The sequence below is a fragment of the Aporhodopirellula aestuarii genome, assembly GCF_023701485.1.
In the GTDB taxonomy this organism is placed as follows: domain Bacteria; phylum Planctomycetota; class Planctomycetia; order Pirellulales; family Pirellulaceae; genus Rhodopirellula; species Rhodopirellula aestuarii.
Window position 1 is genome coordinate 35,102 of sequence record NZ_JAMQBK010000047.1, and the last position, 25,966, is coordinate 61,067.

Genomic DNA, 25,966 nt, shown 5'->3' on the forward strand with positions numbered 1-25,966 from the left:
CGAGTCACCGGATGGCTCACGCAGTTTCGCTACATTTAAAATCCCGCAGAAATTAAATCAATGTCCCCCAAGACCGAGGATTGCGGGCGTTACCCGCTTTCGAAGATTCTCAGCTTGGTGAGAGACGAACACTGTCATACTTCAACCCGGAAGTGACGCGTCTAGCGAGTGTTCTATCAACATTGAAAATATTGGGTAAGACCGGACGGCTTGCGCCGTTCCGCTAAAAGACCTGGCGGAACGGCGCGCGCCGTCCGTTTTTCCCCAACTTTAAAAGCAGACGAAGCACAACTTACGCATGCCTGCTCGAACAGGTCACGCGACACGGCACACGGATGCGAGTATACGTCTCGACATCAACTGAAGTATCGCCAAGCCATTGAAAACGCGACAGTCTCGGCGGCATTGATAACCGCACGGTTTCGGCGCACGTGCCGTGGGCCTCTCTGACCCAAAACGGACCCACTACGAAGTTACGCTGTGTTCCGTGGCGGAGTGTCGTATTTTGATGTGGAAACTTGCTTGTGCAAGCGTGAAGAACTACCTTCTTGCCATATCCCACCGCTGATCCCACTTCGAGCCCTGACGGTTACGACGCACCGCTTGCTCGTTTCCGTCGCGATAGCCGTGTATCAACGCTTCGCTTGGATGCTTGTACCAGCCTTTCACCCCTTACGGACACCAATTCTCATGCGTACCTTCGCAATGCTCGCGATCCTATTGGTTGCCTGCGGCAGTTCCGCAAATGCGACCGCAGAAGAATGGCGTCGTTTGCTCGATAAAAATTTATCCAACTTCGAAGTCTGGATGGGCGTGCCTCATGCCAGTGTTCAGGGACTGCCTGAGGGTACCTATCAATCCAGTACCGTGACAAAAGGTACACCGCTGGGCCTCAACAACGATCCCAAAAACGTGTTCTCGGTCACGGAAGTCGACGGCGAACCGATCCTGCATATCACGGGCGAAATCTATGGCGGACTGACATCACTGGAGGAATTCGAGAACTTTCACTTCAGCACACAGTTCCGGTGGGGCGAGAAAAAGTGGGAACCGCGGCTTAGCGGACTGCGTGACAGCGGGATCCTGTATCACTGCACCGGTGAGCATGGCAGGTTCTGGAAAGTCTGGAAGTCCTCGATTGAATACCAAGTCCAGGAGACTGACTTGGGTGACCTTTTCGCTCTCGCTGGCACGTCAGCGGACGTCCGCGTTTCGGGACGCAAGTACGATCCGAAGAGCGATGTGTATTTGGAGAAAGGCAACGCCATTTCCTGTACCGAACCTGACGCGCCCCATGGCGAATGGAACCACCTCGAAATCTACACGGTCGGGACAACTTCCGTGCACGTCGCCAACGGTGTCGTGCTAATGGTTTTGGAAAATCTAAAGATGCAGGGCGAACCGCTCTCGCGCGGTCAGATTCAGATCCAAAGCGAAGCGGCTGAGTGCGACTACAAAAACATAAAAATCGTTCCGATTAGCGACTTTCCCGCTGAGATCAAATCGCAAATGAGATTGCGATCGTCGGACCACTCGTAAACAGCGTGGGCGCAAAGACTATCGGCTCACCGTGGCACCGGCGCGCAATCGCGTTCGAGGCCCCCTACCAACAAGGAAACGACTTGATGTCCCGACATTTCATCCTTTCGGTTTTGGTTCTTCTCGCTGCCAGCATGGTGGGGATCCCCGGTCAGTGCGATGGGCAAGAACAAGCGGCGAATCGAAGGCCTGTATCGGCGAAGGTCCGCCCTGACATGACCGAAGGTGTGATCGCGGAAGGCTCGCTCATGTTCACCTATGTTGATAAAAAGCGTCGACGTCGATTGACACTCGACGTTTATCGTCCTGAGAAGGCAGTGTCGCCCTCGCCAGCTATCGTCATGTACTTTGGTGGCGGTTGGCAAAATGGGCGTCCCGGGCTGTTCGCTCCTTTGGCTCAGGCGTTGGCGCAGCGTGGCTACGTGTGCGTTGTTCCCGAGTATCGGCTTTCCGGTGAAGCCCCTTTTCCCGCCGCAATTCACGATGCCAAGGCGGCAGTTCGGTGGACGAGGACGTTTGCAAAACGTTTCAACATCGACGCAGAGCGGATTGCCTGTCTCGGTGGTTCCGCAGGCGGTCACATCGCAGGTTTCGTCGCCGCCACGAATGGCTCAAGCGACTATGAAGGTGACGGCGATCATCGTACGGCGTCGTCGGAGGTTCAAGCATCGGTTGTGATGTGCGGTCCGATGAATCTACTCGACCCAAAAACCGTCGATGGGATCGAAGCGGCCGCGAAGAGGCCTGAGGGACATCCGACGATCGATTTCCTGCAAGGCCAAACACCGTCTTCCAATCGATCACTCTACCGCGAGGCCTCTCCGATCAGCCACGCCGGACCCCATCTTCCACCCATGCTGTTTATTGATGGTGAACTCGACAATCCAGGGACGCGATACCGTGAACTTCGTGTGATTCTCGACCAGCACAATATTCCAAACGAGTTTGTCATGATGCCGGACGCCCCACATCCATTTTGGGCCAACCAATTATGGTTCATGCCGACGGTAGATGCCGTCGACGCGTTTCTAAACAAACACCTGTAGGCAGATGGCTGGAGTGATTCTGTAGATCTGTCATTTGATGCTAACCAAGGGTCCTACGATTAACCGACGCAATCGCTGGACTGCCAAAAATTCTTTGAACGCTTGGATCGTTTCGGTCTGCCACGCAGCAGATTGGGCGGACAGCATCCTGTCATAGCAGTAGTGCACGAATGTCATACTGAGACAAGCCTCTCGGGGGAACCGGCCCGCAAGTGTTAATGCCTCATCCGAAATCGCAATCATCGCCTCACATGAGTTTTTAGAATGCTTCGACGACAATCCTTGTTGTTCAAAATGACATTGTTGACACTCCTGGTGACGCGGGCTTCATCCGCCAACGACCAAACGGAACTGGAAAAACAGCAATCGGCTCCGAAAGCTCTGGTCATGATGACCCAAGGTGAATCGAAGGAATTGCAGTTTTGTTGGGATGAGGGAACCGGGCGTGCACCAGTTGTTTTGCTCAGCAGCAAGCCGATGTCTCCCGAAGAGGTTACTCAAAAGGTCGCCCAAGAAAACACCCGTTACGAGTCAGGCGGATTGTCCATCGAATTCAACGAAGACCGGTCGTCGGACTTGCAGGCTGCGCTGTATCAAACGGGCAAGTTCACGGGGCGTCAATCCGATGGATCTTACAAGCACGTTACAGTCGTTGCGGTAAGATTGGTGACGCGGGCAGACGCCGTTCCAGGTGCGCACTCGGTGCTAGTGCAGGTGGTGTCCGGAACGGGACGTTCGATGCGATTGGTCGGTGAATTTCGCGTATTGGTACGGGAATAAGGATCGAACAAACGAACACGTGTCTCGTGTTCCCTAAACCCCGCGAGTCAGCTTGCGAGTTTTCGATCAAGATTCATTTGGTGATGGCGCGAGATAATCCGCTCGCGTGACGTCAACAACGATGATGGTCACCGAAGTGGTGCGGTTGCCTGCGGTGACGGAGAGTCGTTGCCGGGCAAAGCACGCTACTTCCGCAGAACGCTGGTGCCTGTGCCATCTACTTTCGCAGTGACCGGGTGGTTTTTGTAGCGGAGCGGCGCGAACCGCCCAGTAAAACTCGGACATCTTATCGAGCAACCGTGCAGCTTGCGCCGCACCGCGACCAAAGTAGACAGTGTTGGACGCGAGCTTTCCGGTTCACGCAAACCCTAAGTTCAGGCTAGACAAATACTATTGCAGATAGGCTGGCGTCCAGGGTTCTCGGCCTTCCTTGGGCTGCAGGAACTTGGCGTCCACTGACTGGTACCAGTCATGCAATTGCTTCCGCATCTGCTCAACCCGTTCGGGCATCTCGGACGCGAGGTCTTTGCTTTCACTCAGATCGGATTCGAGGTCATATAAATGCACACGGCCGTCTTCGTACCGCTCAAATAGTTTGTATTTACCGACACGAATCGCTCCGCCGGGGATTCCACCTTGGTTGCTGTAGTGCGGGTAGTGCCAATACAACGCTTCGCGATCCAACGTTCCGCCTTCCAGAGCGGGCCGCATGTCGATCCCGTCGACCGGGTGTTGTAACTCGGCACCCGCAGCGGCGGCGATGGTCGGCAACAGATCGATAGAACAGATCGGCACCGACGACACGGACCCGGCCTCTGTGACGCCCGGATACTTCACGATCCAGGGTTCTCGAATGCCGCCTTCGTAGACCCACCCCTTGCCGCCTCGAAGCGGCAGGTTGCTGGTCGGTGACCCTTCGGAAGTTGACAGTCCGCCATTGTCGGAAGTGAATACTACAATCGTGTTGTCTTCAACACCGGAGTCCTTGAGTTGTTGGAGCACTTTCCCGACGGCTTGATCCATGGCTTCGACCATCGCAGCGTATACCGCATGCTTCTGCAGGATTCGTACGTTGCGGACGCCTTTACCGAATACCTGTTCCTCTTCGGCGAATTCTTCACCGGCGATTCCCTCAGCTTTCTTTTTGTATTTCTCGACGAGGTCGGGACGTCCCATCAAAGGCGTGTGCACGGAATAGAATGCCAGATACGCCAGAAACGGTTCCTCTCGATGTTCTTCGATGAAGGCGGCTGTGTCTCTCGCCAAGCGATCAGGAAGGTGGTCACCTTCGGGACTTTCGACTGCCATTTGAGGATTCTCGAACGGTCCGAAATATCGTTTGCCTGAATAGGGGCCGCCTTTGCTGTAGCCGCCAATGTTGACGTCAAAGCCTTGATTTTGCGGATAGAATTCTTCGCTTTCGCCAAGGTGCCACTTGCCGGCGAAGAAGGTCGCGTAGCCCTTTCCCTTCAATACTTCGGCAATCGTGATCTCCTCAATCGGCATGTTGCTGTGCAGCGGAGCTGGCTTGAACGTGCCTCCACGTCGACCGGAGAAAAAATTGGTCGCTTGAACTCGCGTGGGGTACTTACCCGTCATCAGGCTGTAACGCGTCGGTGAGCAAACCGGGTTGGCAGCATAGCCATCGGTGAATCGCATCGCCGACTCAGAAAGGCGATCAATGTTGGGTGTGTCATAGAAACAATCAGGGTTATTGGCTCCGATGTCCATGTACCCCAAGTCGTCGACGAGGAAGACGACGACGTTCGGCGGTTTCGTTTCCGATGCCGAAACAAGCGGTGTAGACAACAAAGCGATCAGCATCATCGCGAGTGCGATTACGCAATGGCGGGCAGATTGTTTCATGGCGGGTGTTCGTCTTTCAGAGGTGTTTTCAGGTTTGCGAGATCGAGACATTGAAACACGGTTTCCGCGAAGTTGCAGGAGACTCTTGTGGTCGTCAAGCCAGGAGATCGGATTCGTAGTCGGCGGAATCTTGACCGTATTGATGTTCGACTGATCTTCCGCCCGATTCTATACACTGGCAGAACGTCTTTGGAGACGTCGAGTCGTGTAGGGTCGACGATGTAACGTTATCCGAGGCGTGAAGAATGCCTAGGCAACAACATGGGTTCAACAACTGCTCGGCTGCCTTGGGGGGGGGACTCAACCGCGCGAACTCGATCCGATACGCCAAGTCGTTTAAGGCTTAAACGTGTCCGAGCGGAACGGATAGGCGGGCAAACCTGCCGCATTGACCAGATTCACGCCCGGCTTGCCGGCGAAGGCGTAGCGGACGTAGAGCGGTTTGTTGAGATCCGGTGAATTCAGCACAACGGTGCTGCCTTTTATTTCCGCATTCGCCTTCACCCATTTTGCCGAATCGTCTGCGATCCAAAAAGCTGATGGCGATTTCCCATCCGTCGTTAGAAGACCTTCAGCATGGTCGAAGTGCACGACTAGGTTTTTTCCTTGTTTTTCGACGCGTGTCATCACGGGGCCGCGTGCCTCGACTTCCATCCCCAGCACATCGTGCGCGGCGAGCAACGCCAGCCGTTTCCCGACAGGCAGTTTGTCGGAGGGATGAATGTTAGTCGCGTGCCCGAGATCAATCGTGTTCGCAACTGAGATGTGAGGTAGTTCGAGTGCGTTGAGTTGTGATTCACGCATCCAAGCCCACGATTTTGCGGACGGACTTTCCGCTTCGTTATTCAGGCCCTTCGCATATCCAGGAAGCATCACGACGAGGAAATGAAGATCAGCGCGTCCCCACTCTTCGCGGTAACGTTGAATCCACGCCGGAAGTGTTTCACCGTATTGCAACATATCCGCGACCGACTTGGTGTTGGCTTCGCCTTGGTACCAAACGAGTCCCCGGCAAGCATACGGTACTAGTGGATGCATGACTGCGTTGTAGAGAATATTCGGTCGCGTGCGAAGAAAGATGTCGCTATTGCGATCCCATGGCTTTGGACCGTCTAACAAAGATTGAATCCGTGCCAGTGCTTTCTTGTCTGCGTCGAATTCCTCCATCCGCTTATCGAAATGAGGCAGTTTCTTCGTCATGTCCCTCGGCATCCATCCCTCGATCGATGAACTTCCCCAAGAAGCCTGGATGATGCCAACGGGAACGTCCGCGGCCTGTTCCAAAAAATACGCGAACGCAAACGCAACGGCACTGTTGGGTTGTTGCCGCACCCATTCGCCCTTACACGAATCCTGCTCGGTGAACGCGACCGTGTTGACGACGGTAAACGAGCGGAGGTTCTCCATCGAAGGAACCAAAGCTTTGATCTCCGGAACGCCGCCGTATCCCATTTGCATGTTGGATTGCCCCGAGCAAATCCAGACTTCTCCGACGACGACATCGTTGCACTGGACGCTTGAACCATCGGAGCCATTAACCGCTAACTTGCGTGGCTCCGACGAAGCAGCCATGGGGGCAAGCTCCACGATCCATTGGTCGTCGTCGTCCGCGATGACAGTCTTTTCCTGCCCGGCGAATTCCACCGTTACGGTTGTTCCCGCGTCAGCGGTCCCCCAGACCGGCACCAGCAAATCACGTTGCAACACAGCATAATCAGTAAACGGCGACGCGATTGTCAATTCTGCGTGGGCGGTGCACGGTGAGAAGCCTCCGGACAACTCCAGGGCAGCAAAAAAGATCAGACAATACAAAGGCTTGTGCATCGGGAGTATTCTTAGCGGGTCGGATGGGAGACGCGGGGCGATAATAAGGAATTGCGAGCTCAGTCGAGTATAATCTATACCCTTTCTGCATGCGGGCGAATGGGAGAACGACATCTGATCGTTAGCGAACGGCACGACAACGCTGTCCCGCGGCCCCGCAAGATTCTTCCACGTTCTCATTCAGTGGGACGGTCATCGCGTTGATCGATAATGCAGGATGTCGGTACCCGATTGCAAATCCCGAATAGGCGATTGGCTTCGCTTCCCCAAACCAAGCGAGAAACTCGACTTGCGTGTGGCTCATCGAGCCAACCCGTATGTGCCGTTTGGATAGCGAACCATACGAGACAAACTAGTCATTCACATTGGTGATCGCTGGCCAATCTGGATATGTGGGGCGATGTTTTGCGTTTTTGCCACCGGTCTCCGGCGGCCCGGGTGGTACAGACTTCAGGACTCGGTTGAGTTGCTCCCGCGCGGTCTCACCACGTTCACCCGCGGCTCCTTTGGCGAGATTGTTCAATTCCCTGAGATCGTTCGGCACGAAATAGAATGACCCATCACGATACAGTTTGTACCGCTCATCTCGCACGTACTGAGATCCTTTGAACCCACCCCAATACGGTTGGTAATGACACAGTACCCAATCACGCGGGTTTCCAACTTCACCATTGAGCTGCGGCAGGTAGCTGCGTCCATCGATCGGATCATCGTCCGCGAGCGTTATGCCGGCCGCGGCTGCAAAGGTTGCATAGAAGTCTGTGAAGTCGATCAGATCACTGCAGACATGGCCGACCGGAGTGTGCCCATTCCAAAACGCGACCATTGGAACGTGCGTGCCCATGTCTTTGGTACCGCCCTTCCCGCCGGTTATCTTCTGACCGTTCCACTGCGAGCTGATCGCGCGATTGGTTCCGTTGTCAGCCGTGAACAAAATAAGCGTATTCTCCAATTTGCCAGCTTCGTCGACGGAACGAAGAATTTTGCCAATGATCTGGTCCAGGTAATGAACCATGGCGACAAAGTTGGCTTTCTGTGCAGTTCTATCTTTCGGAGCCTTGTTCGCCGAATGGTCGCGCGGTTGATCGCCAATCGTAACTGGGGTTGGAACAAACGGGTTGTGAACGAGCACAGTTGGGTAGTAAACAAAGAACGGTTTATCACGTTCACGTTTAATGAAATCACAAACGAAGTCGGACATGATGTCAGGTCCGTACAGATTGGCATTATTTTTCGACGTTAGCACGTGGCCGTTACATTCCAGCGTCGGACTCCAAAACCGTTCACCTCCGTCAGGTGCGCCCTTCTCTTTGGTCAATTGCCAAAGACAGTACTCATCAAAACCGGCTTGGTTGGGGCGTGAGCTGTCGTCGCATCCCACTGCCTTGTGATAAAGACCGTTGAGCTGCCACTTGCCAGCGACCGCGGTTTCATATCCCGCTGACCGCAACAAATTCCCGAACGTCTTGTCTTGTGGGTTCAGGTATCCGAAATGGGTATAGTTTCGAAAGCTATATCGCCCGGTCATGATCTTGACGCGAGACGGCGTGCAGATCGGCGTCGAATAACAATGATCGAAGCGAACACCGGCTCCCGCGAGCGCGTCGATGTTAGGTGTCTCGTAGTCTTCACCGCCGTAACATCCAAAACATTCCCAACTCACATCATCCGCCATGATTAAGATGATATTGGGTTGTTTTTTCTCGACATCCGATGTGTCGGTTCGAAGCGTTTGGGCATTCACGCTATTCACGTCAACGAGGACGAGGAAATACAACAGCAGAGTCAAGAACCGCAGATAAACCATTCGCAAAGATTCCTAGCGAGTTTTTTTGAAAGAACGCCAAACGCGAAAATCCGATTGTAGACGGATTCAATTGTCATCGTGCGCTTCGTAAGCGAAGTTTCATCACCACGCCGTGTATGACGGCGTTCACGACGAATTGGCAGGTCTGTGAGCAAAAAGTGATTGATTGAACTTGAGGTGGCTGGAACCGGAGGGCTCGCGGGCTGCCGCCAATAAACTTAACGAAACGGCGTGAGCCGTCTGGTGACTCGGGACCGGACGGCTTGCGCCGTTCCGCTAAGAAGAACACTAAAACAGTCGACGTCACCCGCCAACGAAGCTTACGCGAACGGCCACACTAATTACTTCACAGCCTGTCCGAGCATGGCAACAAAACTCACTCGCTCTCCTGAACGATCTCAATCGACTCTGGCAGGTTCGCAAGTTGGAATTCCGACACTTGATCTGGGTCGATGTAAACGCGACGCAGGCTGCGATTATTCTGCAATGGCAACAAATTGGTGACGGGCGTTTGGCGAATATCGAGTTCCTGAAGCTCCAGACCGGTCAGGTCGGACAGTCGGGAAATTTCTATCTCGCGAAGGTCGAGTACTCTCGGTTTGAGGATGTACACCAAGCATAGTTTTTGATTGGCAGGTCCCCCTCCGCTGAAAATCCTTGCCAACCGAGTCAGTCCTTTGCCGCGTAAGCGGATTGTCTCCGTATTGGCCTCATATACCATTTCCGGGTTTTGCCATTTGTGGTTGTTGATCTCGATCCACGCCTGAACGACCCTTACCTTGTCGGCGATCGCATTGCGTTGGAGGCTATCGAAGATCAGCATCTTTTCGGCTAGCTGTCCTCGACGCAGCCGGGATAGTCCCGGACCGGGTGAGCACAATTCACGGAGAAGCGCAATGAACTCATCCGTATCGAGGTGCCCCTCGGCATCTTGCAATTCCAAATACTTGTCGGCAAGCAAGACAAGATCCGGCTCGATGAACTTACCTTGGTCGACTAACTCCAGCGCCAAGTCGAAATTTTGCGTCAGGAAATACAAATAGTATTTCTGTAGCCACGCTTTCGAATCAGGTGGCGGATCAAAAATGAGAATCGATTCGAGATGCTTCATCGAATGCGCGATCGCCGATGGCAGGGCTTCGTCGCGCAGGAACTTTGAGTCAGTCACGAAATCAGAAAGGTCGATAGCGGACAGGACCTGCTGGTATTGGCGTTTTTCAGATTCTTCTTTTTCCGCGAGGTACTGCGCAAGTGATGTAACCGCTTCCGCTTGCGATTGCTCAGCCACAGCCTGCGCTCTCTCTGATCGTTCGAGCGCTTCGACGGCCTGCTGACGACTGAGGCGAAGTTGGATGACGAAATACGCCACACAAATCCCGAAAATGGCCAGCGATCCGAAAGCGATCGCACACGCCTCGCGGTGTCGCCGATAGAACAAAGCTGCCTCGCGACGAAGGCTCAATCGTTCAACCGAGCTGCTGTATCCTCCCAAAAAGCGTGAAACATCATTCCTGAGTTCTTCTACATTTTGGTATCGATCGCTGGGGATCCTTGCGGTCGCTTTGCCAATCGTCGCGGCCAACGCGGCATCTAAGTTGGAATCCGTGTCTGAGCCGTCGGCCGGCAGTTCGAGCGTCAATAGTTCACGCAATAGACATCCCATCGCGTAGATGTCCATTTGGGGAGTTTTCGTTTGCCGTTTATTTTTCTGTTCCGGGGCCATGTAAACCGGCGTCCCCTTGGCGGAATCCAACAACGAGCCGTAAAGATCGGGATCGAGCAATACGGCGGAGTTGTGTTCGCCCTGCTCTTGCGCCATCACGACGCCCATGCCCCAGTCACAGACCTTCACTTCGCCATAGTCTCCGACGAAGATATTTTCTGGTTTGATGTCCAAATGCAAAATTCGACGCGAATGGGCGTAGGCGATGGCATCACAAACACGTTGAAAAATTTCCAGTCGTCTTTGCAACGGAAATTCACCGAGTTGTTCCCCATTCTTGATGGAATTCAACACGCCGCGCAGCGAACGTCCTTGTTTCAATTCCATCGTGAAAAAAGGTCGTCCCTCGTCATCCACGCCCATATCGAACAGGTCGATGATGTTGGGGTGGTCCAATCGTGCGGTAAGATGTGCCTCTCGCAAGAAAGCGTCGAACTGGTCCCTTGAGAATTCAGGTAAAGGCTTGGCCAACGCAGCATGTCTGGCTGCTTTCGCGTCATAAACGCGATAGACCTCCTTCATGCCCCCACGCCCTATCAGTTCGGGTTCCTGATAGCGTGACTTGATTCGAGTAATCGCACAGAACAGCGGACAAATGTCGTCGTCGGACTCGAGAGCTTGCCCGTATGCTTTCGTCGGATCCGCTTGGTCGAAGACGTCGTCTACGATCGGATTGATCCGTTCGATACGCTCGACCGGATCTCGGGAAGCTGAACGATTGGTCATAACTATTGGCTAATGAGTATTTTGTTGAGTGGATGATTTTGCTGCAATTACTGCGTTTCACGGTGTGCTGTCTGGAAATTCAAGTTCGCGACGCAGTTCGAATGCTTCGAGGATCAGTCGCTTTTTGACTCGATGTTTCAATACGTACACGCTTTCTTCGCGGATGTTCAAATCCTTGCTGATTTGGGCCGCGGATTCCCCCTCCACACTACGAACAAAAACGTCTAACGCATCACCGGAGAAGACCGATTTGAGACGTTCGAGTGCCAGATTGACAATGTGCTGTCGCCACTCCTTTTCGATTTGTTCTTCCAAATCAGATTCACACATCAACGATTGCTTGAGTTCTTTCGTTTCGGTACTCATCGTCTGGTTATTTCGCCGCTGATGCCGATGCCAATCCATTGCGGTGTTATGGATCAATTGCGAAAGCCAAGTCCGGAAACGCGCCCGATTGGGCTGATGCCGGTAGTTTACGAGGTCGCGCCAAAGTCGCATCAGCGCCAGTTGACAGGCGTCGTCGAGGTCCGACGCCGAAACGCCGAGACGCGTCAAGATCCGTCGCACAAACGGCCGGTAGTAGTCGAGCAATTCCTCCCATGCTGGATGATCCTTGCCCGATTGGGCCAGTTCCAACAACGAGATGCGGGTCGGCAAGTTTTGTGAGTGATTGTTCATCAACGATGGGGGCGAACACGAACGGTGGGAATCTTGAATATACTCGCCCGCGCCGCCAGAAGGAATCGACGATCTATACATCGTCATACAAGAACAACAGCGAATCGCAGATCCGACGTCAACCGCCCAACTCAAAACCGTGTGATTGCGAGCAACATTCAGCTGCGTGATGCCGCCTGACAGCCGAATGCCGCCACTCCCAAGACCAACAACAGGGGTCGCAAATCGATAACAGCCATCCAACTGATCGCATTCGCCGCACTGTTGCATCTCGCGGTATCGATACTCCCGAGGCAATCACTTGCTCGGGAATTGCCTGTTCCATTGATTTTTGACACCGTATTCGTACACGATTGCGACGATGTCCTTGCGTTTGCAGAAACGGATGACCTTCACGATTCCGCCCAGCTGGTGAGCGTGGCGGGCGATCGCAGTCACGAAAGAAGGAGCTCAACCAAGTCTAGCGAGGATATCCGTCATTGAATCTCGCCAAAAGATTCTCCGTGGCTCGGAATGACGGAGACTGGCGGTAGCGGAATCCGCCAATAGCACGGCTTCAAACCGCTAGTCTTGATGAGTTCTCCACGAACTCGAGGAATCGAGTGGCTTACGCGTATTGATCGAGCAGCATTCCCGTTGGCGATTTCCCGAGCGGAGTAACTGCTTCGCCGGTGAGCGATTGCAGATTACGGAGCGTTTCGGCTGTCACCACCAGCGCGTCGAACGAGGTCATCTCCGACGGCTCCTGGACTTGCTCCGAACCAAGTTCCATCAACCCGCCGACGGCCTGCTTGGACGCTTGCAGAATCGCTCCCGTCAGTGGTGCGTGGGCGTCGTTCTGAGAACCCGACGCATCATGGTGACCGGTAGTCGCATCGCTGCTCCGCTGGGTGGTCTGAAAGGTCCCTTTGGAAACGGAGACTTCGACGTTACCCGTTTCGGGTGGATTGCTGACCAAGATCAGGTTGTCACCTGTCACTGTCGCGGTGATCCCGGTGTCAGCGGTCTTGGCGTTGATTGAGTCGCGGACTGTATTGAGCGATTGTTGCTTGAACACCAGAATCGTCGAACTGCCCAATTCGCCGGTAAGTGTCAGCAACGCGCCGTCTCTGATTTGGCCGTTTTCTCCGGTGTAGACAAGACCTCCATGAGTGCCGGCGACATTGACCTTCCCGCCAAGCGATTTTGCAGGCTCGATGTCCGCTAACGTGGTTCCTTCGGCCGATCTCGTGTTGACGGACGACAGATCCAAAACATCAGCGTCTGAATCTTGCTTGACGTGTCCATTGCGGGCATCCGTTTTTGGGCCGTCATCGGTATTGTTGGACGAGCCGAGCAGTTTATCTACCTGCTTCAGCGTCTTGTCAATTGATTCCTGAGGGAACGACTCGCCAGTTCGAACCGAGGTGACAAGACGATCGCGCAGACTCGCAACCACGGTTGAGAGTTGTTTGAGTGATGGTGCGACGTCGCTCTTGGCAACTGACTCGACGGACTGTTCCGTCGAACGTTTGGTAGCCCGTTCAGTGTAGGGAACGCTGGCAATCTGCAGACGTTGCGTGGTCGCAGCGTTTGTCGAAAAGTTCGGATTGATTGACATAGGGAGAACGCTATCAGTGTCACTGGATGAAGTGACTCTGCCCAACGAGGAACCCCCCGGCTCCACCGGTGTCAAAACGATGCTCCGGCATTTAAACACTACGCTCAGATTGATCGTGGTGTCGGGGAATTCGCGTGTCCCCAGCAACCAATTTGGTGAAACGCGCCGGTTGGGTTCCTACGATTCATACAATCGGACGCGTCATCGACTCGCCAGAATAAGCGCTCTCTTGATGTGAATTGGATGATCTCGCCAATAGTGAACAGGCGACTACGCTGGAGCTGACATCAAAAAAATGAAACCTTCAGAACTTCAGCGGTCCGCCGGTGCGGGGCGTGCGCAGACGCAGCAATCATCGATGTCTCGTTTCTCAGGCGGATGGAATGTTTGGGGCCTCGTCCTTTGCATCGGGAGGCCCATCGAGCACACCGTCAAGATTTTCTGACAAGATTACGATCGCATCCCAGTCACCTGTGGTGATCGTTTGGCAGTGAGCGAGATTGTTGCGGAGCTTCTCAAGCATCTTGGCGGTCTGCTCGACTTCCCTTCGCGATTCGAACCTTGTGCGTTCCCGCAGCATCTTGTTCCGCGCCACGATTTGTGCCTTGTCGGAGAGTTGCAGGCAATCCAAGAGGGCTACGCTTTGGTTTCGTCGGTCACGTTCCTGTAATAATTGCTCCGCCTTTCGGATTCTGCTGGCTGAAAGAAAAGCTTTCCAGCTCTCGTCGGTGCAGTGGCGTTCGATCAATCTGCGGAAGCGCATTTCGATCAACGTCACCATTCCAAATAACCACATTCGGACGGGCGGCTTGTCGAGGTCGGATCGACTAACAAATCCACCGACACATCCGAGGATGGAAACAAACATCCGCCGCTGATCTCGCAATCGCAACACCAGTTCCGCTAGCGGCGCCGTGCTCGGAACAATGATTGACTCGTCAAAGGGTTTCATAAAATCGCCGCAGATTCCATCGCCGAGCTCGTCAAGCTCCACGTACCCCTGCACTTTTCCATTTCGTCGAATGCCGACAACCTCCCAATGTCCCGCGTCCATGATTTCGCGTACTTTCTCCGTCGAAGCGAAATCGTCGAATGAAACGAGCGGTTCGGTAATGTCATGCACCGCAAATGCCTGCATGAACACGCGGCGAAGACTGTGAACGTCAGAGGAATGGAGTGGCATCGGAGATTGTGTTTGTGCGGATGCTTCCGAACGAAAAATGCCGTGCGGATGATCTACCCGTCAGTGTATCGAAACACACGGTGTACGATGCCCCATTTTGTGACGATCAACTTCGGCTTGCACAATCGCTTCAAAGCCTTAGGTTCGCAGGCAGTCCCCCGAGGCTCCGGGAGCGGCTAATGCCCGCAACTTTCAGTCTTAAAGAGACCGAGCTCCGTGAAAAGTGGCGTCGTCCAGCTAGGCGAAGTTTGGAGGTGGCCCAGCCCCGGTCCTACTCGCTTACAGGTCACGATCGATTGACGCTAGTGCCGGAAGCGGTAAATCAGGTTGTCGCTTCCACAAGACTTAAACCAAGCACTTCGAAGTCGACGCCGCCTAACTCACAGAGGCTGTGAATCTATTCGCCGGAGGACGTTGATTGTTTTGGTGTCTTTTTTAGCGGAACGGCGTAAGCCGGCCGGTCCCGAGTCACCGGACGGCTCGCGCCGTTCCGATACATTTGAAATCCTGCTGCACTTAAATCGATGTCCCCCACAAACGAAGCTTACGGGAACGCTCGTTCGCGGAGCGAACGGCCACACTGATAACTTCACAGCCTCACAGAGTCACGCAGACGCCGCACTCAACGAATGGCGTCGGCGGCATCTTTTGCAACCTCTCGGATTTCCGGCGGGACGAACTCGTTGGCAGATAACGCGTCGAGTTCGTCCAACGCTTCGCTGGCCGCAGGACCTAACGATCCGAGAGTCGACGCCGCTTCGGCCTGAACGCGTCCGTCCGGGAAACTCAATCCCTCGATCAGCACGGGAACAATCATCGCGACCGCCTGTTCGTTAGACGCGTCGATCTGCGAGATGGCCCATGCCGCCAGAATCCTTTCGAACGTGTCGTCGGTTTTGACCAACAACGCTTTGACGGCGGGACTCGCTTCGCGGGCGCCCGGTCCGATGCTACCGATTGCGTACAACGCCTGGACACGAGTTTGATCGGAGGCATCGTCGAGAGCATTGATCAGTTCTGTTGTCGCCGGCGATGCGGGAGGTCCGATCTGTGCGAGGATGGATATCAATTCGGAGCGAAACTCGCCTTCTGCACCGGCCAACGCGGACACGATATCCGGCACCGCTGGAGACGCATCTTCACCCAATCGGTCGAGTACCTTCACTGCCAAGTCACGTACCTCCTCGTTGGCAAGCCCTTTGCCGGCTCGCGTCGCAGCGGCTTCGCCTAGACTCGCCAAGGCGTCAACAAGATTGTATGCAACCACGGGATCGGAATCGTTGAGTAGTTCCATCAGCTTTGGACCGACCACGCCCGGATCGACTGGAAGCGATTGAAGTCCCTTGGCAGCGGCGAGCCGGAGACTGGCGTCGTCACTCCCCATGCTCGTTACCAATTCGTCAACCGCCGCGTTCAAGAGCGATTCGTCGTCGGGATGTAACTTTGCGAGTGCCCAACGAGACACCAAGGCGAGCAACGGCTCGTCGCTGTCGACGGTCTCACGAAGTCGCGTCGTCGCTTCTTCGATCCCCAGTGATCCCGATGCGTACGCTGCGGCGGTAATGACCGAGTTCTCGGTCGATTGAGTCAGCAAGGAGAGAATGAGTGGTTTGGCAGCGATCGCCTCCGGACCAATCTTTGCAAACGCCAGCAAAGCTTGGACCTTGAGTTCACTGTCCGGGTTCCGTTCGAACAAATCGATCAACGCCGGGACAGTCGCACTTGCCGTCGGACCGAGTTCTTCAATCGCAAGGCATGACCAATACGCGGCATGGTCGTTTTTTAACGCCGCGATCAGATAGGGAACAGCTTTTTCGCCTCGCATCACGATCGTCTCGACTAAACGACTGGCAAACAGCGGGTCCTCTTTTTCAATGATCCCGACTGCGAGTGGAACGAGCACCTCGGGATCATCGACTAGTTGACGGATCGAATTGACAGCCGCGATTCGGACGTTTGTGTCTGAGTCACCGACGACTTCGATCAGCTTCGCGACTACTGCCTGGCTGTCATTGCCCATGTGACCGATCGCAGTCGCGGCATGAAGACGGACAGCCGAGTCAGGATCCTTGAGCGCGGCGAGCAACCTAGGAATCGCTTCCTCGGCCGCTGGCCCCATTCGGCCCAAATCACGTGCCGCTTTCCAACGGGTGTTCACTTCATCGCTACCGAGTGCTTGAATCAAGCCTGGAACGCTGGCGCCGGCACCACTCTCTTCAGCGAACGCGGGCGTGGAAACCGACAGCGGAATACCGATTCCGACTGGTGTTAGGCACAACAGAAAACAGGCGATGGCGTGAGAGGCTCGTTTCGTCACGATGTTGGAACCAAGCGAGAAGGAAGAGGCAAGCGAGACGTCGGAAACTGAGTTTGGGCGACTACGATCGCCGCTGGGCAAGGGGTGCCTAATCATTGATAGTCCTCCTTGATCAGCTTTTCCAATCGACGGAGGAATCGAACTGCGGTGTCCACTTCATTGACCGAAAAATCTGCTTGGTGATCTTCAACGTGGTACACCCAGCTGTTGAGCAGCTTGTTCAAGCGGATGTAGTCTTCGGCGGGCAAACTACCTTTCTCGGCCCGCGCGGCAAACAGTTCTTCAATTTCCTGGCGTCCCTTGGCATCGTGCGGATGCTGCAACGCGATCGGCCAACTGATCTCGCCCGTCGGTTCGTAGAACTCGGAGCTCGATAATGGTCGGTATTCGCGGCTCTTAATATAGGCAGCGAGTTTTTCCTTGCGTTCGTCAGATTGCTTCTTACGAAGCTCGTCACGGATCGCCCGATTCTCGACGTAACTTTTGATCGCGAAGTTTCGGTTTTCCAAATATGCCCGACGAGCACGCTCGGCTTCAGTAGCCGCTTGCGAGTAGCTCAGCGCTGCTTGCCCCCGCGAGCGAATCACGTCCGCTATCCCGCGCGCCATCCCTTCCTCAGCGGTCGATGCGTGACCGCTCCGATAGGCGCCGTAGCCATATCCAAAACGTCCAAAGTTGTGGTTGTAGTCGTACGCACTCCCATACGGCGAGCCATAGCGTGGATCGGTCGGAGGCTGTGCAGCAACCGTGTTTATGAACACGTTTAGGATCAGCCCCGCGGCAAAGCTGCAGAAAAACAATCGTCGTATTAAAACATTCATTTCTCACCCAGTCTCCGTGTAGACGGCTGTCGAGACTCTAGACAAATCAAAATCTAATAGTCGTATGTCGTTCTCACCCTTCTCAATTCTAACCCCGACGAGATCACCAAGGTACCGCCGGCGCGGCGAAGATCGCGGATTCCCAACCAGCGACTAGCGAGGAATTCGCTGGGTTTTGTTTCCATAATAAGTTCGGATGCAAAGTGCGTCCGCAGCAGGTGAGCGGATAGGCACGTTCTGCGGTGTGCAGGCGGTCAGTCATGCACACAGCCAATTCATCTCGCAGCCAGCCCGAAGAGGTTGGGCCGTCGGGTGAATTTATTCGTTCCGCTAATTTTGAAATCCCGCAGTCATTAGATCGACACTCCTCCATGTCTCATTCTGAACATCTGGCAAGGGCTTGGCTCGCTAGGCAGCCTTCAAGTTTCGCTAAATAGGGACAGACGCCTTTTATCCAAAGCATCGCTAATCGAAATGGGATCAAGGTGTACTTTCATATCGGTTTTACTCTAAAGAGGCTTGATAAATCAGGAATATTAAAACGGCTAAAAGTGTGACCCAAATCCCGACTGAAAGTCGCATTGCATTCTTAGCACGCTCAGCTTCCCACCAAACGCGGGGTCGCAATCCCTGTGCGGCGAAGGTCAACACACCAGCTAGATTAACGCAAATCACATTTGTCGCGACGAGTAAAAAAGCACCGCGTGCGGCATCGAAATCACCAGAACCTACCATGAGCCCAAACACGACGAACGGTGGCAAAATCGCGACGGCAACCATCACTCCGATTAATGCTGTTGGGGCGCCGCTGGTAAACGCCAGCACCCCGGCACACCCGGACGCCAGGGCCAACAGAATATCTCCACCGGAGACTTGCGTTCGCGATTGGATGGCGGGCAATTCTGGATCAACCACAAAGACCGTGGCGAGCAGCAATGACAAAGCAAGAGCAACCGACATCCCCGCAGCGTTCGCTTTGAGGGAAGTGATTGCCAATTTGGTGTCACCCAAAGTGGTCGCTAAACAAAGTGAGATGTTCGGGCCGAGCAGCGGCGCAATCACCATCGCTCCGATAATGACCGCGTTGTCGTCCCGCGTCAGTCCGACCGACGCGACCACGGTGGCGAGAACGGCCTGTGCCAAAAATGTGCGTGAAATTCGCGCACCCTCACACACATCGGAATAGATCTCCTCTCGGCTAATCCGTTCTGGTGATTTCGGATGTCCGTTGGAGCTTTCGTCGTCCGGCTCAACCGGTCGCGGCAAAGTTCCTTCGATGGGAACCAGAATGATCCGAAAATCTGCAAAATGTGAAAAACGCTCTTCGAGTTCGTCGAGCATCGCTTCGGCATTACCGGCGTGCACCAGCAACTGGACGGTGACCTTTCCGTCGTTGAGTTGATCATCCCAACGATCCAAAACGCTGCCGAAATTTTGCAACTGCTCAACGATCGGCGCCGAATCACGCGGAAGGATGATTTCAATGAGACGTAGGGGCATGGGAAAAACGCTATCAGATGAGTTACGGCGGCAAGTCAAAAAGCGAACAACTTGCCGACGCGATTGGTTACTGCATTCACGATGCCGAGGCGACATTTTTCGATGGAGGTCGCGGATCGCTTCGCGCGAGTGAGTTTTTACAAAGCCGCTATCAATAACAGATATGTTGCGTCAAACAGGTTTGGTTCACTGATTGCAGTATGACGCCTCACGCGATTGGGATGTGCCCACAAGCTCGCCCTTTTTAGAAAGCGTGCCGCAGGTTGAAACAGTGGAGGTCGATGCGAAGCACATGAGAAATCACGTACAAAAGAGCGTACGAACGATGTGCGGGAAGGTGACCGCCGTTCGTGGAACGGTCATCGATGCGTGGTTTTCCGACGGATTGCCTTCGATTGATTCCGCGTTGCAATGTAGCCTCGACGGCGGCAGTAACGTCACCGCTGTTGTTCATTCTCATTTAGGTAATTCGTCGGTGCGAGCGATCGCGACGGGCAGCACACGTGGGATGCAAAGGGGCGCAAATGTGTGCTGTGACGGCACACCACTGCGCGTTCCTGTGGGCATGCAACTCGTTGGTCGTGTCATCGACTTGCATGGTCAGCCGCTCGATGGTCGTGGCGAATTGTCTTGGGACGAATCTCTACCACTCTATCGGTCGCCCCCGCCGCCCTCATTCTGTCGTGGATTGGGCGACGTCTATCCGACAGGCATCAAAGTGATTGATTTGTTTTGTCCATTTACGCACGGGGGGCGCGTTGCGGTCTTCGGAGGCGCGGGCGTCGGCAAGACGGTCGTACTCACGGAGTTCATTCACAACGCCGTGGCTAACTTGGACGGAATCGCTGTATTCGCGGGAATCGGCGAGCGGTCACGCGAAGGACTTGAGTTATGGCAGGAACTGCAGGAACGCGGTTTCATGGACCGCACGGCGATGGTGTTTGGACAAATGAAAGAGCCTCCGGGCGCGAGGTTCTTGGTCGGTTTAGCAGCACTCTCGGTTGCGGAGCATTTTCGTGATGTTGAGAAGAAGAACGTGTTGTTCCTGGTCGACAACGCCTACCGACACGTACAAGCAGGCATGGAAGTCTCTGGTCTGCTAGGTCGTTTGCCTTCACGCGTTGGTTATCAACCCACCCTAGCTGCTGATATTGCCGCTCTCGAGGAACGCATCACCGCCACGCAGAATGGGGACATGGTTTCGGTACAAGCGATTTACGTGCCCGCAGACGACTATGCCGATCCCGCCATCACGCACGCCTTCTGGCATATGGACAGTTCGTTAGTTCTCTCCCGAGATGTAGCCGCAGAAGGGCTGTATCCCGCTGTTGATCCGCTTTCGTCGTCATCCAAGGCACTCGATCCAACCATCGTCGGACAACGCCATTACGATGTCGCACAAGCGTCGCGGCGAACGCTCGGTCGCTACGAAGAACTTAAAGACTTGATCTCCATGTTGGGCATTGACGAGTTATCAGCGGAAGACCGGCAAACCGTTGGTCGCGCGAGGAGACTAAGAAACTTTCTTACACAGCCATTCTTCGTTGCCGAGACGTTTACCGGAATGAGCGGTCGCAACGTACCTATTGAAGAAACCGTCGAAGGCGTGGACGCGATCTTATCAGGTAAATGCGACGAACTCGACGAGGAACAGCTCTTTATGATCGGTTCGTTGGACGAGATTGCCGCATCGAGTCCCAGAAAGGCGACCACACCATGAGCCAGCACACACTGCACGTGATCATCCGAACGCCGCGAGAAGTTGTTGCCGAGATGGCCGTCGTGTCGATGCGTGTTCCTACGCAATCGGGCCAGGTAGGTGTCCGTCCGCGCGGAGAAGCGAATGTCCTGGCGATCGAACCAGGGCTAATCTCGTTTCGACTCGACCGCGGAATGAGATATGCAGGTACAGCGGGCGGTCTGCTGCACGCGTCCGGTGATTCGGCGAGCCTGCTGACACCGATCGCAGTGGTTGCAGACGACGTGGATTCCGTGTCGCGTGCGTTGGACGAGTTGCTCGACTCACCGAGTGAGGAGATGGACGTGCGGCGAGCGATGGGGCGATTGGAGTCGCGTATCTTGCAAGAACTTCACCTGGGCGAAGAGGTCTCCGATCCACAGAAAGGAAAACCGTGATCAAGCAAACCGAGCCGCCAACACGCATTGATCCCCGTTTCGCGGTACGTCGCGACGCTGAGCGGTTGGCACGTCGCGAACAGGGACACCGGAGCTTTTGGCGTTCACTAGGAGTCATCGGAATGGTGGGGTGGCCGATCGCCATGGGCTCCGTTGGCGGCAGTTTGTTGGGCCGATTTCTGGACGCTCGGTACGACACGGGCATTCGCTTCACGCTCATCCTGATGTCAGTAGGTGTTGCCGCGGGCACGTTTGTTGCCTGGCGGTCAGTGGTGCAGAAACATGATTGAAATAAAAGTCTTATTTGGTTTGTACTCGGGATGCTTGCCGGAGCGCCGCAAGCGTCGATGTTGTGGAGAAATGTGCGTGACGTCTCTGCGTGGACTCCGTTGTGGGGTTTTCTGCGACTGGGACTCGTATCGGCCGTGTTGGTGGCATCGGCGGTGAACGGCCAAATTCTGTACGGAGCCGCGGGTTGGGCGATCGGTTTTGCCGTACCAGCGGTTTGGTTGATGTTCCGTGAGCAGGATCGCACCATGGAACACGCTAATGGAAACCGCAATCAGGCCAACCAACATGATTAACGGACCATCACGATGAACCTGCGAATTTTCGGCGACCCGGTTATTTTTGAAATCGGTCCCGTTCCGGTGACTGAGACGATGGTGACGTCGACAGCGGTCACGATTGCACTTGTTTCTGCGGCGGTGTTATTGCGCCATTTTGTTTCTCGCCAACCTCATCACTGGCTCGCGATCGTGGCTTTCATGACGGTGGATAGTTTTGACCGCCTCGTGGAAGAAATCATCGGTCGACGACATGCAATTGTCGCGACTCTAGCGGGCAGCTTGTTTCTGTTCATTGCCGCGTGCAACATTGCCGGACAGCTTCCGGGCGTCCATCCAGCGACAGGGAGCTTAGCAACCACGTCGGCACTGGCGGCGGTCGTTTTCCTCAGCGTTCCGATCGCAGGCATTTGGACTCACGGGACGTGGGAGTACGTCAAACAATATTTTCGTCCGAATCCGCTAATGATGCCGCTCCATGTGATCTCAGAACTGTCTCGTACGCTCGCTCTCGCCGTTCGTCTTTTCGGCAACATCATGTCCGGGCATCTGGTCGTCGGGCTGTTAGTCGCGTTGGCGGGTTTCTTGGTACCGACGCCGATCATGGCGCTCGATCTGCTGATAGGGCTACTGCAAGCATACATTTTTGCAATCCTTTCAACCGTCTATATCGGCGCCGCGATTAGTGCCGAGGAGGAGTAGGTAACGTGACTGACCAAACAATCATCGCCGTCGTTGCGATGGCCGGAGCGGCGCTGACCATGGCACTTGGTGCAATCGGGGCAGCGATCGGAGAAAGCCGGATTGGAGCTGCGGCAATGGACGCACTCGCGAGACAACCCGACGAAGCATCCTCGATCACTCGCACCTTGTTCGTGTCCTTAGCGATGGTGGAATCCACCGCGATCTTTTGCCTGGTCGTCGCCTTGATTCTGTTGTTCGCCAATCCGTTTCTTAGCGTCATGGGCAACTAGCCGTGTCCCCTACCATCACGACGTTCCTGTTCGAAGCTGCGAACTTTCTGATATTGGCTGGCATGCTGGGATGGCTGTTCTTCAATCCGGTTCGAGACGCGATTGCCGAATACCGAAAGAAGTTCGAAACAGATAACCGGGTGGCGGCTGAATCATTAGCCGCGGCAGAAGAAATGAAACGACAGATCGAGCTCGAGCGAACCAACCTGCAATCGGAACTGAACGAACAACGTCAACGGGATAGGGAGGATGCCAAACAACAGATCCAACAGCTGTTGGCCGACGCGCGTGCCGCTGCGGATCGAGAACGAGAGCAAAGCCACCGCTTAGCGATGCGGATGTCCGAGACACAGGCGGATCGGATTGCAGAGGTGGCCGCAATCTCGGCAGCCGAATCTGTCGGTCGCTTTCTTGAGGAGATTGGCAGCGTTGAGCTACAGTCGGCATTCGTGAATGCGGCCTGCCAACAACTCGCATCGCTACCCCAGGGGAAGCTGTCGCCGGTCAAAGTGGAATCCTCGCAAACACTCTCGTCGGAACAGATCGAGTCGCTAAAGACAGCATTGGGTTCGGCTGGCGAAGACGCGGATTTCCGAACGGATGAGTCGCTGCGGGTTGGGTTGCGAGTCTCCACCGCCTAAGGTTTAGTTGACGCATCGGCCAGCGGTCTGACACAGTTTGCGCGTCAAGCGTTAATCAAGGAGATGAACAGTAGAGCCAATCACTACAACCCTCTACAAAGTGTCTCTGATGAGTGAGCCATCGTCATCCATTGAGGAAACCGTGATTTCGGCGACGGGGTCGCTACGGCTCGCTGATGCCATAAAACCGCGTGGAGTTGTACGACGCGTCGGCGATGGCGTTGCGATTGTTGCGGGATTGCAAGACGTGCGATACGAAGAGTTGCTCGAGTTCGATTCGGGAGCGTTTGGAATCGCGTTCGACTTGCGAACAGACGAGTTGGGCGTGATCCTGTTGGCGGGCGCGTCACTGGTTCATGAAGGCGAGGGTGTGATCGGTTTACAACGTTTGCCGGACTTGCCGGTCGGCGATGAGGCCCTCGGACGCATACTCGATCCGCTCGGGACACCGCTTGATGAAGGTCCTCCGTTGTCGGGTACGTCCCGTTTGCCGTTGTTTCGCGCGGCGCCAGAAATTATCCAACGCAAAAGCGTCGAACAAACGCTGTGGACTGGAGTGATGGCAGTTGACGCGGCGATTCCGATTGGTCGTGGTCAACGCGAACTGATCATCGGAGACCGGAATGTCGGAAAAACATCGCTCGCGATTGATTTCATAGCCGCACAACGCCCCGGCGATGTCGCTTGTGTTTACGTGTTGATCGGACAACCGATGTCGCGTGTTCGTGCATTGCGTGACACGTTGGAACGTGTTGGTGCATTGTCCAACACGGTAATCATCGCGGCTTACGCGTCGGACAGTCCAGGGCTGCAATATCTCGCACCACTCGCCGGCGCCTCGATGGCGGAATCATTCCGTGACGCCGGTGGACACGCCGCGATCGTTTATGATGACCTGACAAAATATGCCGACGCCTACCGTGAACTTGCGTTATTGCTGGATCGTCCGCCGGGACGCGAAGCCTATCCGGGTGACATTTTTTATGTCCATGCGGAATTGCTTGAGCGGGCCGCTGCGTTAAGCAACGACCTCGGGGGCGGTTCGGTAACAGCTTTTCCGCTCGTCGAAACGACTGACGGCGATATATCTTCCTACATTCCAACCAATCTGATTTCGATTACCGACGGTCAGATTTATCTCGATACCGGACGTTTTGAACGAGACTTTCGTCCGGCAATTGATATCGGACGCAGTGTTTCGCGAATTGGCGCCGTCGCTCAATCTCACGCGATGCGGAAAGCATCAAAAAACCTCAAAATCCATCTGTCGCGATTTGAGGCATTGGAGAAATTGTCACGCGTGGGCCTGGATATCGACCTTGCCACGCAAGCGACACTTCGGGACGGAACGTTGCTGCGTGCGATATTGCGGCAGCAACGATTTTCACCGCGCGACGTGACCAGCCAAGTGCTCGCACTAACTTCCGTTACCGAACATTGGCTGGGTGATCTGCCACCGGCGAAAGCATGGATCGCGATCGAGGCACTCGCCGGTGTGGCACGAAATCAGTTACCTGAAATCGCAACGTTGTTGGATGCTGGGCAAATTCCTGATAACGGGTGGAAAGAATCGCTTGCGGATCTCGTCCCACAGGCACTCGCAAGGGTGACAATCGATTCGCATCGTGAGGCTAGTCATGCGAAGGTGGCAGCATGAAGCGACAACAATATCTCCAACATCGATTGCAAACTCTATCGTCTCTCCAAGACGCCGTGGACGCGATGCGATCCATGTCGGCACATCATTTTCGCCTCGCCCGACAATCGTTGATCCCCGCGAGAAGATATCGAGACGAGATGGGGCAAATCATCGCTGAAATCGGCGTGCACCAACCGCGTCACATGGGTTTGCCCGCGGGGATGCTGGTCGTGTCGTCCGACTTAGGTTTGTGTGGTGACTACAATTCACGGCTCTCGCGAACGGCGTCGGACGAAGCGAGAATGCATTCCGTCGGAACGATCTATTCCGTCGGCCGCCGGTCACGCACGACGCTTGCCAGGGGAGGCTGGTTGTCTTCACGCACGTATGACGCACCGGCTAGTTTGGAGGGGCTTCCTCGGCTCTTGCTCGGCCTCGCGGAAAACGTCCTGGAAGACTACATGTCATTGAAAATCGGTAGCCTTCACGTCGTATCTGCGAGCTTCCAGGGCGTCGGTCATTTTGAACCGCTCTCGGTGCGTGTGTTGCCTATCGAACCCGTCGCAATCACGAAACCACTGGAAGCGTCCCAATAATTGT

Annotated in this window: 23 protein-coding genes; 12 read left to right on the plus strand and 11 right to left on the minus strand. The window is 54.7% G+C overall.

Annotated features, from left to right (window positions below):
* Positions 1-690: 690 nt before the first annotated feature.
* From NB063_RS18105 to NB063_RS18115, 3 genes are all read left to right on the plus strand, one after another.
* Positions 691-1,539, plus strand: a complete 849-nt coding sequence (locus NB063_RS18105) for a 3-keto-disaccharide hydrolase (RefSeq protein ID WP_250930163.1) — start codon at positions 691-693, stop codon at positions 1,537-1,539.
* Positions 1,540-1,625: 86 nt separating this feature from the next.
* A complete protein-coding gene (locus NB063_RS18110; protein WP_250930164.1) occupies positions 1,626-2,585 on the plus strand; it encodes an alpha/beta hydrolase in 960 nt (319 codons plus the stop codon).
* A gap of 264 nt (positions 2,586-2,849) precedes the next feature.
* Entirely contained in the window at positions 2,850-3,365 is a 516-nt protein-coding gene (locus NB063_RS18115; RefSeq protein ID WP_250930165.1) for a hypothetical protein, read from the plus strand.
* 390 nt (positions 3,366-3,755) lie between these two features.
* Here NB063_RS18115 and NB063_RS18120 read toward each other — a convergent pair whose 3' ends face one another.
* The 11 genes from NB063_RS18120 to NB063_RS18170 form a co-directional block, all read right to left on the minus strand.
* Entirely contained in the window at positions 3,756-5,192 is a 1,437-nt protein-coding gene (locus NB063_RS18120; protein ID WP_407652658.1) for a sulfatase, read from the minus strand.
* 375 nt (positions 5,193-5,567) lie between these two features.
* Positions 5,568-7,055: a sialate O-acetylesterase gene (locus NB063_RS18125; protein WP_250930167.1), complete on the minus strand. Its 1,488-nt coding sequence runs from the start codon at positions 7,053-7,055 to the stop codon at positions 5,568-5,570.
* Between the two features lie 121 nt (positions 7,056-7,176).
* Entirely contained in the window at positions 7,177-7,359 is a 183-nt protein-coding gene (locus tag NB063_RS18130) for a hypothetical protein (protein ID WP_250930168.1), read from the minus strand.
* Positions 7,360-7,407: 48 nt separating this feature from the next.
* Positions 7,408-8,862, minus strand: coding sequence for a sulfatase-like hydrolase/transferase (locus NB063_RS18135; protein ID WP_250930169.1), 1,455 nt, complete (start codon positions 8,860-8,862; stop codon positions 7,408-7,410).
* A gap of 376 nt (positions 8,863-9,238) precedes the next feature.
* Positions 9,239-11,311: a serine/threonine-protein kinase gene (locus NB063_RS18140; RefSeq protein WP_250930170.1), complete on the minus strand. Its 2,073-nt coding sequence runs from the start codon at positions 11,309-11,311 to the stop codon at positions 9,239-9,241.
* A 57-nt stretch (positions 11,312-11,368) separates the two neighbouring features.
* On the minus strand, positions 11,369-11,989 hold the full coding sequence (locus NB063_RS18145) for an RNA polymerase sigma factor (RefSeq protein WP_250930171.1): 621 nt from the start codon (positions 11,987-11,989) through the stop codon (positions 11,369-11,371).
* A 607-nt stretch (positions 11,990-12,596) separates the two neighbouring features.
* Positions 12,597-13,589, minus strand: coding sequence for a flagellin hook IN motif-containing protein (locus NB063_RS18150; protein WP_250930172.1), 993 nt, complete (start codon positions 13,587-13,589; stop codon positions 12,597-12,599).
* A 370-nt stretch (positions 13,590-13,959) separates the two neighbouring features.
* Positions 13,960-14,772: a hypothetical protein gene (locus NB063_RS18155; RefSeq protein ID WP_250930173.1), complete on the minus strand. Its 813-nt coding sequence runs from the start codon at positions 14,770-14,772 to the stop codon at positions 13,960-13,962.
* Between the two features lie 622 nt (positions 14,773-15,394).
* Positions 15,395-17,185 (minus strand): HEAT repeat domain-containing protein, encoded by a 1,791-nt coding sequence (locus tag NB063_RS18160; protein ID WP_250930174.1) that lies wholly within the window; start codon positions 17,183-17,185, stop codon positions 15,395-15,397.
* Positions 17,182-17,910, minus strand: a complete 729-nt coding sequence (locus NB063_RS18165) for a hypothetical protein (protein ID WP_250930175.1) — start codon at positions 17,908-17,910, stop codon at positions 17,182-17,184. Before NB063_RS18165 ends, NB063_RS18160 begins: the two co-directional genes overlap by 4 nt.
* Positions 17,911-18,414: 504 nt before the next feature.
* On the minus strand, positions 18,415-19,410 hold the full coding sequence (locus tag NB063_RS18170) for a TIGR00341 family protein (RefSeq protein ID WP_250930176.1): 996 nt from the start codon (positions 19,408-19,410) through the stop codon (positions 18,415-18,417).
* A gap of 292 nt (positions 19,411-19,702) precedes the next feature.
* Here NB063_RS18170 and atpD point away from each other — a divergent pair, with 292 nt between their 5' ends.
* The 9 genes from atpD to NB063_RS18215 all read left to right on the plus strand — a co-directional run bounded on the left by atpD (position 19,703) and on the right by NB063_RS18215 (position 25,962).
* Entirely contained in the window at positions 19,703-21,130 is a 1,428-nt protein-coding gene (gene atpD / locus NB063_RS18175; RefSeq protein WP_250930177.1) for a F0F1 ATP synthase subunit beta, read from the plus strand.
* A complete protein-coding gene (locus NB063_RS18180; protein ID WP_250930178.1) occupies positions 21,127-21,546 on the plus strand; it encodes a F0F1 ATP synthase subunit epsilon in 420 nt (139 codons plus the stop codon). The genes atpD and NB063_RS18180 overlap by 4 nt, the downstream gene beginning before the upstream one ends.
* Complete coding sequence (locus NB063_RS18185) at positions 21,543-21,836, plus strand: AtpZ/AtpI family protein (RefSeq protein WP_250930179.1); 294 nt, start codon at positions 21,543-21,545, stop codon at positions 21,834-21,836. Before NB063_RS18180 ends, NB063_RS18185 begins: the two co-directional genes overlap by 4 nt.
* A gap of 30 nt (positions 21,837-21,866) precedes the next feature.
* Complete coding sequence (locus tag NB063_RS18190; RefSeq protein WP_250930180.1) at positions 21,867-22,130, plus strand: hypothetical protein; 264 nt, start codon at positions 21,867-21,869, stop codon at positions 22,128-22,130.
* A 12-nt stretch (positions 22,131-22,142) separates the two neighbouring features.
* Complete coding sequence (atpB, locus tag NB063_RS18195) at positions 22,143-22,814, plus strand: F0F1 ATP synthase subunit A (protein WP_250930181.1); 672 nt, start codon at positions 22,143-22,145, stop codon at positions 22,812-22,814.
* 5 nt (positions 22,815-22,819) lie between these two features.
* Positions 22,820-23,086: a F0F1 ATP synthase subunit C gene (locus NB063_RS18200; RefSeq protein WP_250930182.1), complete on the plus strand. Its 267-nt coding sequence runs from the start codon at positions 22,820-22,822 to the stop codon at positions 23,084-23,086.
* A gap of 2 nt (positions 23,087-23,088) precedes the next feature.
* Complete coding sequence (locus tag NB063_RS18205; protein WP_250930183.1) at positions 23,089-23,727, plus strand: hypothetical protein; 639 nt, start codon at positions 23,089-23,091, stop codon at positions 23,725-23,727.
* Positions 23,728-23,836: 109 nt separating this feature from the next.
* Positions 23,837-25,384, plus strand: coding sequence for a F0F1 ATP synthase subunit alpha (locus NB063_RS18210; RefSeq protein ID WP_250930184.1), 1,548 nt, complete (start codon positions 23,837-23,839; stop codon positions 25,382-25,384).
* Positions 25,381-25,962: a F0F1 ATP synthase subunit gamma gene (locus NB063_RS18215; RefSeq protein ID WP_250930185.1), complete on the plus strand. Its 582-nt coding sequence runs from the start codon at positions 25,381-25,383 to the stop codon at positions 25,960-25,962. The genes NB063_RS18210 and NB063_RS18215 overlap by 4 nt, the downstream gene beginning before the upstream one ends.
* Positions 25,963-25,966: the final 4 nt, after the last annotated feature.

Bases quoted from the DNA above. Each gene is read 5' to 3' on its own strand.
- NB063_RS18140 (WP_250930170.1), bottom strand. From the start codon at position 11,311: ATGACCAATCGTTCAGCTTCCCGAGATCCGGTCGAGCGTATCGAACGG.
- NB063_RS18145 (WP_250930171.1), bottom strand. From the start codon at position 11,989: ATGAACAATCACTCACAAAACTTGCCGACCCGCATCTCGTTGTTGGAA.
- NB063_RS18160 (WP_250930174.1), bottom strand. From the start codon at position 17,185: ATGATTAGGCACCCCTTGCCCAGCGGCGATCGTAGTCGCCCAAACTCA.
- NB063_RS18180 (WP_250930178.1), top strand. From the start codon at position 21,127: ATGAGCCAGCACACACTGCACGTGATCATCCGAACGCCGCGAGAAGTT.
- atpD (WP_250930177.1), top strand. From the start codon at position 19,703: ATGAGAAATCACGTACAAAAGAGCGTACGAACGATGTGCGGGAAGGTG.
- NB063_RS18125 (WP_250930167.1), bottom strand. From the start codon at position 7,055: ATGCACAAGCCTTTGTATTGTCTGATCTTTTTTGCTGCCCTGGAGTTG.
- NB063_RS18150 (WP_250930172.1), bottom strand. From the start codon at position 13,589: ATGTCAATCAATCCGAACTTTTCGACAAACGCTGCGACCACGCAACGT.
- NB063_RS18110 (WP_250930164.1), top strand. From the start codon at position 1,626: ATGTCCCGACATTTCATCCTTTCGGTTTTGGTTCTTCTCGCTGCCAGC.
- NB063_RS18170 (WP_250930176.1), bottom strand. From the start codon at position 19,410: ATGCCCCTACGTCTCATTGAAATCATCCTTCCGCGTGATTCGGCGCCG.
- NB063_RS18115 (WP_250930165.1), top strand. From the start codon at position 2,850: ATGCTTCGACGACAATCCTTGTTGTTCAAAATGACATTGTTGACACTC.
- NB063_RS18155 (WP_250930173.1), bottom strand. From the start codon at position 14,772: ATGCCACTCCATTCCTCTGACGTTCACAGTCTTCGCCGCGTGTTCATG.
- NB063_RS18165 (WP_250930175.1), bottom strand. From the start codon at position 17,910: ATGAATGTTTTAATACGACGATTGTTTTTCTGCAGCTTTGCCGCGGGG.
- NB063_RS18135 (WP_250930169.1), bottom strand. From the start codon at position 8,862: ATGGTTTATCTGCGGTTCTTGACTCTGCTGTTGTATTTCCTCGTCCTC.
- NB063_RS18190 (WP_250930180.1), top strand. From the start codon at position 21,867: ATGCTTGCCGGAGCGCCGCAAGCGTCGATGTTGTGGAGAAATGTGCGT.
- NB063_RS18210 (WP_250930184.1), top strand. From the start codon at position 23,837: ATGAGTGAGCCATCGTCATCCATTGAGGAAACCGTGATTTCGGCGACG.
- NB063_RS18215 (WP_250930185.1), top strand. From the start codon at position 25,381: ATGAAGCGACAACAATATCTCCAACATCGATTGCAAACTCTATCGTCT.
- NB063_RS18130 (WP_250930168.1), bottom strand. From the start codon at position 7,359: ATGAGCCACACGCAAGTCGAGTTTCTCGCTTGGTTTGGGGAAGCGAAG.
- NB063_RS18120 (WP_407652658.1), bottom strand. From the start codon at position 5,192: ATGATGCTGATCGCTTTGTTGTCTACACCGCTTGTTTCGGCATCGGAA.
- NB063_RS18105 (WP_250930163.1), top strand. From the start codon at position 691: ATGCGTACCTTCGCAATGCTCGCGATCCTATTGGTTGCCTGCGGCAGT.
- atpB (WP_250930181.1), top strand. From the start codon at position 22,143: ATGAACCTGCGAATTTTCGGCGACCCGGTTATTTTTGAAATCGGTCCC.